This window comes from Streptomyces turgidiscabies Car8 (assembly GCF_000331005.1).
In the GTDB taxonomy this organism is placed as follows: Bacteria; Actinomycetota; Actinomycetes; order Streptomycetales; family Streptomycetaceae; genus Streptomyces; species Streptomyces turgidiscabies.
In genome coordinates this window covers 1-5,839 of record NZ_AEJB01000308.1, presented here as the reverse complement: position 1 = coordinate 5,839, position 5,839 = coordinate 1, and the positions used below count along the sequence as shown (strand labels likewise).

At 67.5% G+C, this 5,839-nt stretch carries 4 protein-coding genes and 1 pseudogene; 3 read left to right on the top strand and 2 right to left on the bottom strand.

The genetic code is table 11. The features are described from left to right. Positions 1–674: TetR/AcrR family transcriptional regulator (locus STRTUCAR8_RS20245; protein ID WP_241784695.1), on the bottom strand; the 674-nt coding region annotated here is incomplete at its 3' end. Positions 675–920: 246 nt separating this feature from the next. Here STRTUCAR8_RS20245 and STRTUCAR8_RS55680 point away from each other — a divergent pair. Continuing rightward, a pseudogene (locus STRTUCAR8_RS55680) lies at positions 921–1,400 on the top strand (alpha/beta fold hydrolase); the annotation flags it as partial. 32 nt (positions 1,401–1,432) lie between these two features. Beyond that, the gene (locus STRTUCAR8_RS54305; protein ID WP_006377725.1) at positions 1,433–2,158 is read left to right on the top strand and encodes an alpha/beta hydrolase; all 726 of its coding nucleotides are present in this window, start codon (positions 1,433–1,435) and stop codon (positions 2,156–2,158) included. A gap of 262 nt (positions 2,159–2,420) precedes the next feature. Here the strand turns inward: STRTUCAR8_RS54305 and STRTUCAR8_RS20235 are convergent, their stop codons facing one another. Further along, positions 2,421–3,899, bottom strand: coding sequence for a hypothetical protein (locus STRTUCAR8_RS20235; RefSeq protein ID WP_006377722.1), 1,479 nt, complete (start codon positions 3,897–3,899; stop codon positions 2,421–2,423). 668 nt (positions 3,900–4,567) lie between these two features. On the opposite strand from STRTUCAR8_RS20235, the gene STRTUCAR8_RS20230 reads away from it, so the two are divergent. Then, positions 4,568–5,785 (top strand): tyrosine-type recombinase/integrase, encoded by a 1,218-nt coding sequence (locus tag STRTUCAR8_RS20230; RefSeq protein WP_006377724.1) that lies wholly within the window; start codon positions 4,568–4,570, stop codon positions 5,783–5,785. Positions 5,786–5,839: the final 54 nt, after the last annotated feature.

Below are 5,839 nucleotides of genomic sequence, written 5' to 3'. Positions count from 1 at the left end.
GGATCTCTCCCCCAGCGGGCTTGAGCGTCGAGCAGGCCATGGCCGAGGCGGAGAACCCGGACGTGTGCCCGCCAGCGGGCCCGACGACCCGGCGGCCGGCAGAGTCGGTTGAAGGCGTCGATCGCGGCCACCATGTCGATGCCCTCGTCCAGCAGCCACTGCTGCTGCAGGCCGTCGGAGACGGAGATGAGAAGCTGCGCCAGCTGGTCTGCCGGGATGTCGGTGCGTACGGTCCCGTCGGCCTGGCCCTGGCGCAGCCCGTCCTCGACGGTCTCGCGCAGGCGGGTGTAGCGCTCGGCGAAGAACCCGTGCGCAGGATGCTCCGGATCGGTCGCATCGGCCGACAGGTTCACGAACAGACTGACCAGGCCCGGCGTACGGGTGTTGTGCTCCGCGGTTCGGACCATCGCCTCACCCGGGCTGACTGCCGTGATCGTGTGCTCCGCCGCGTCCGCGGTGTCGCGCTCGGCGAGGACCGCCGTCAGCAACTCCTCGCGGGAGTCGAAGTAGTGCAACACCCCGGCCTGCGACATGCCGACCCGGTCGGCGATCTCCCGTAGCGACGACCCCCGGTCCCCATGCTCGGCGAACACCTCCAGCGCGGCGCGCATGATCTGCGCCCGGCGCTCAAGTCCCTTGCGGTACGGCCCTCTCGGCCTGCGTGCGGTGGTCACGGTCGGACCGTACCGCGCCTGGGGCTCTCCATGAAAACCGAATGACGTTAGCCGTTTGCTGTCGGCCCTCAACTCCGAGTGCTCGCACCTATCAACGTCGCCGCTGGTGGAGGTGTTCTCACAATCGGCAGGCGTTGTCGTCGGCGGCGAGGAATCTGGTCCCGGTCCGGGTGGGGTCCTTACCCAGGCGGACCGGGCGGCCGTAGCAGGCCAGCCCCAGCCCTCGTCGACCAGGCCGGCCAGCAGATGTTCAGCGGTGCCGACCACATCCTCCAGAACAGCGCTGCCGCCCGCGACTTCGCCGCGAAGTGCGTCGCCCGGGACCGCGCCCGACTGCCGTATCTCACCACCCGTAACACCGCACGGGACATGGACGTCATCCGTGCCATCCCGGGCGAGAAGCGGATCTCGTACATGGGCCTGTCCTACGGCACCTACCTCGGCGCCGTCTACACCCAGATGTTCCCGGCCCGCAGAGACCGCATCGTCCTGGACAGCTCGGTGAACCCGAACCGCTTCGGCCGGGACACCTACCAGGCCATAGCCGAGGGCGTCGAGCCCGCGTTCCAGGACTGGATGCGTCTGGTCGCCCGCCGGGACAGCACCTACCACCTAGGTGACACTCCCGCGAAGGTCCGCGCCACGTTCTTCCAGCTGCTCGCCCGCGCCAACCGCCACCGCTCAAGTACAACGGCAGCGACCCCGACTTCGAGGACCGGGCCGTCACCGGTGCCGACATCCGCGAGTCGCCGCGGCCGATGTTCTTCTACGACCCCTACCAGGCCGCGCGCAACGTCGTCAGCCTCCGCAAGGCCCGCGCCACCCGCCCGGATCCGCAGCCGTCCGACGAACCCGCGGACCCCTTCGACGCCAACTTCCAGGCACTCCACTGGGCTGTCGTCTGCGCCGACAACTCCGCCTCATGGCCCCGCGACCCGGCCCGCTACCGGCACGACGCCATACGCGACGGCGCTCGCCTCCCCCTCTACGGCGACTTCACCTCCAACATCACACCCTGCGCCTTCTGGCCGCGCGGCGCCGAACCGGCCACGCGGGTCAGCAACACGGTGGGCGCGCTCATCCTGCAGAACCAGTGGGACTCCCAGACACCGGCGGCAAGCGGCCGGGCCATGCACCGCGCTCTGCGCGGCTCATGCCTCTTCCAGGTCCGGGGCGGACGGGATCACGGCGTGTACGGCATCCCCAGCACCCCCGTCTGCGCCACCATCACGGTCAACACCTACCTGGTCACAGGCCGCCTGCCCAGCGGCGACATCACCTGCCGTACCAGCCGTGAAGAACATGCACCGCGGCCCGCGCCGTTTCGGAGCAGGTGGGAGTCCCCTGGGACTTTTCTGGGACTTCCGGCCCCGCCAAGCGGCACGAGCGTGAAACAGCTGAAAGGTCATTCGCACAGGTCAGCGACTATAGGCCACTCATCGTGGCAGGTCACCGCGTTCGCTGGTCTCTTCCGGGACATGTGACAAGCAGGACTCAGTAGGTCGGCGCTCAGTGTCGCCTGCCCTCGGCGCCCTATCGATGCTCGCCATCTTGACAGGGTCTGACCTGCCCGACAGGTTCCTGACACCCCATCAGAACGAGCGTCAGATGAGCGTCACGAGCGTCATTTCAGCGTCAAGATATCGCCCGTAACGCCCACACCGCACATAATGCGCACCCACAAAACCGCAGGTCAGGAACCCTTGGCGGCCGGTTCAAGGATGGCAACGCACTCCACGTGGTGGGTCATCGGGAACCGGTCGAGTCGACGTGCCGCTCATCCCGCGTATCAAGGTCCACCCGCCGTTCAGCCCCGTAAGGACTCCAGCCCTGCAGATACGGCCTCAGCTCCTCGTGGGTCGGATCACGTGGCGTCGGCATCTCCCGGGGCTGCTTCAGAGGGTCAATCGCCCGCACGTAACCACGTGCCCACTCGAGCCAGCGTCGGGGCCCAGCCGGATCCACCTCGTCCGGAATGCTGCCCAGCTCGGCGAGGCGGCGTTCCAGGGCATCGCAGTAGTCCCCCAGTGCAGCCGCCTCCCGCCAGCGTCCAGCCTCTTCGCGAAGCACCTCGGCAAGCTGGTCCTGGACGGCTTCCTGCTTGGCCTGCTCCATGGCTCGCTGCCAGTGGATCTCACGTTCCGCCTTGGCCCGTTCCTCACTCGCCCGGCGCTCGGCATGCTCCACTGTTCGCGCCTCAATCTCCCCGAGGATCACCCCCAGGATGTCCTCCAGCGTCCTGCTTTCCCGATCGCGCCAGCGGCCCGGGCGGCTGGTCCGACCGTGGTCAAGCTCGACTACGAGGCGTGCGGTTCGCTCCGGATTCGTGGACTGCGGGAACTCCTGTTTGAGGGTGACCGTGTACGCGAAGCCGTCGACGACCACGACCACTCCGCCCTCGCGACGCGAGTAAAAGGGCCTGCCCTCTCTCACCTCGTACCCGCGCCGGATCGCCTCTGCGGCCAGTGCCTGGAGAATCAACAGCGAGCGGCGACGGAGCACAGAGGGCATCACCAACCACTCCTCGTCGTCCCTCAGCACGGCCACGGCCGGATGGACGGAACTCAGTCGCGTGGGGACCGGGACCACGGAGACGTCGCCTTTCGGCTTCTGGCTCCGCGAATTGGGATGCGGGCCGTCTGCAAGGACCATCTCCAGGCCCCGCGCACCGAAGCGGGCCTTCTCGATGCGCTTACCGTGCGGTTCCAGTCCGTGTCGCTTCGCGTAATCGACAACGCGCCGCCATTCCGCGACCTCGTCGTCATCGGGCTCGGCGAGCCGGAAACGCCCCTCGGCAGCCAGCCGCTCTACCAACTCCATCGCCTTCGCTCGCCTCGCGCGGGCGACGGACCGTTCGCTGTAAGGCATCGGAGTGCGCCTTCGGCCCGTGGATCCGCGCCGCCCAGCGCATGCCGCCAAAGGCTCAGTACCGGCGGACGCCGTCTGGTGGCCGCTGTCTGCAAACGCCGGGTCGTCGGGATGACGACCGTGCAGGAGGTAGAAGCGGCCGGCCTCGGTCACCTCCACATGCACCTCCTCGTCACCGCGCCTGACCTTCAGAAGCCCACGGTCGCGTAGGGCATAGGCCGACCGCCACTCCCCCGGCAACCAGGCCACCGGATCTTCACCGGCGGCGAGCCGGTCGAGAAGCGCGCGTTGCCGTTCGTTCAGGGCAGACCACCGATGCACGAACACCAGCTCACACCGCACCCGCATGGCCTGCATAGAGCCGGAAGAGTGGCGAGGGGCAGTAGGAGTTCCCCGGGATTTTTCTGGGACTCCCGGCTGCGTCAACGGACACGGCGGTGAAACATCCGAAAGGCCGTCTACTGCCATCCGGCGCGGCGGCAACATAGCCCGGAAACGCCGGTTAGCCAAACCGGCGTTTCCGGAGACGATTAATGCGCCAACGTCCGCACCCGAGCACAACACAGTTCGAAGCGATAGTGAAGGCGCGTCGCCGCTGCCTGCCGGAAATTCGCCGCGCGTTCTCCGTTCGCGAACTGTGCTGTCCGTCTCTGGACTCTTCCGCAGATCCGTCTAATGTTCCGTACTCCCCGGAGAACAGCCGCACTTGCCCAATGAACCAATAGCAACCATTGCCAACGCCGAACCGCATCACGATAAGGAGGCTGCAGCGGACCCTGCAACTGCTCACCATCATGCCGTCCCACCTGATACCCGAGCACCTCTCCTCACCAGCGCCTGGTATTCAACCAGTGACCTCGCTGCCTGGCTGAGAGTGGACGCCTCAACCCTGCGCCGCTGGCGCACCGCCCAGCCTCCCCAGGGGCCGCCTTTCGTCACGGTCTCAGAACGCGTCGTCATGTACAGCGCCCTTGACGTCGAGGAATGGCTGCGCCACCGACGTACCGTCCCGACCAAGGGACTCAATGCCCGATAAGACCAACGTTCCTGTCGGTGTCCGGCTCTCCACCGATATCGAGTACCGCCCTGACCGCCCCACTCCGTATCGGGCACGCGTCCGGTGGACCGATCCGACCAGCAAGCGCCGCCAGTCACTGTCCGAGGGAAAGGACAGCGAAGACGAAGCGCAGGAATGGCTCCAGGACATCATCGAGGCCGCGCAGGCCGGCCTGAGCCCGTCGCTGGCCACCATGAAGCTCGCCGAGTACGGCGACGCGAACATGGATCTCGCCCTGCGCGGCCTGGAGTTGAAAACGCTGGACCCTTACCTGTCGGGCTGGCGGATGCGTGTGGTCCCCGCCCTGGGTCACCTCGCTGTACGGATGATCACCAATGGCGTCGTCGACCGCACCGTGCAGAACTGGATTGCCGACGAGCACAGCCGCTCGACGGTGAAGAACACCATCGCCGTCCTGGTCCGCGTCATGGAGCAGGCAGTCCGCGACGGCATCATCAAGGTCAACCCCGCCCGGGTGACCGGCTGGCAGAAACTCTACAAGCAGGCCGAGGACGAACTCCTCGACCCACGCGCGCTGGCCCTGCCCGACTGGGAGACCCTCGTCGCGCTGGCCGACGCACTCGTGGCCGCCTCCCACGACCACTACCGCGGCTGGGGAGACGTGGTCATCTTCGCCGCGTGCACCGCCGCACGGATCGGCGAGGTCTCAGGCTGCCGCGTCGGAGACATCGACACCAACCAGTGGATCTGGACCGTACGGCGCCAGACCACACCCGCGCCCGGCGGACTGACCGACAAGGGCACCAAAGGCAAGCGGGCCCGCAAAGTTCCCATCGTCGAGGAGATCCGCCCCCTCGTCGCCCAGCGCATCCTGTCCGCCGGCCCCAATCCCGATGCCCGCCTGTTCACCGGCCCGCGCGGCGGACGCATCTCCACCGCCGTCCTGCGCGACGCCACACACTGGGACGACGTGGTCACCAAGCTCGGCTACGAGCACCTGCGCCGCCACGACCTCCGGCACACCGGACTGACCTGGTTCGCCGACGCCGGAGTCCAGGTACACGTCCTACGCAAGATCGCCGGACACGGCTCCCTGACCACCACCCAGCGCTACCTGCATCCTGACGTACACAAGATCACCGCCGCCGGGGCCGCGCTCTCCGCACACCTCAGCGTGCTCCGCGCACCACGCTCGCTACCAAGCCCGATCGTCATGACCCGCTGACCTGAGTCAAGGGCGCCGGTCCCCAACTGGTCCCCAAGAATGATCAAGGGCCGG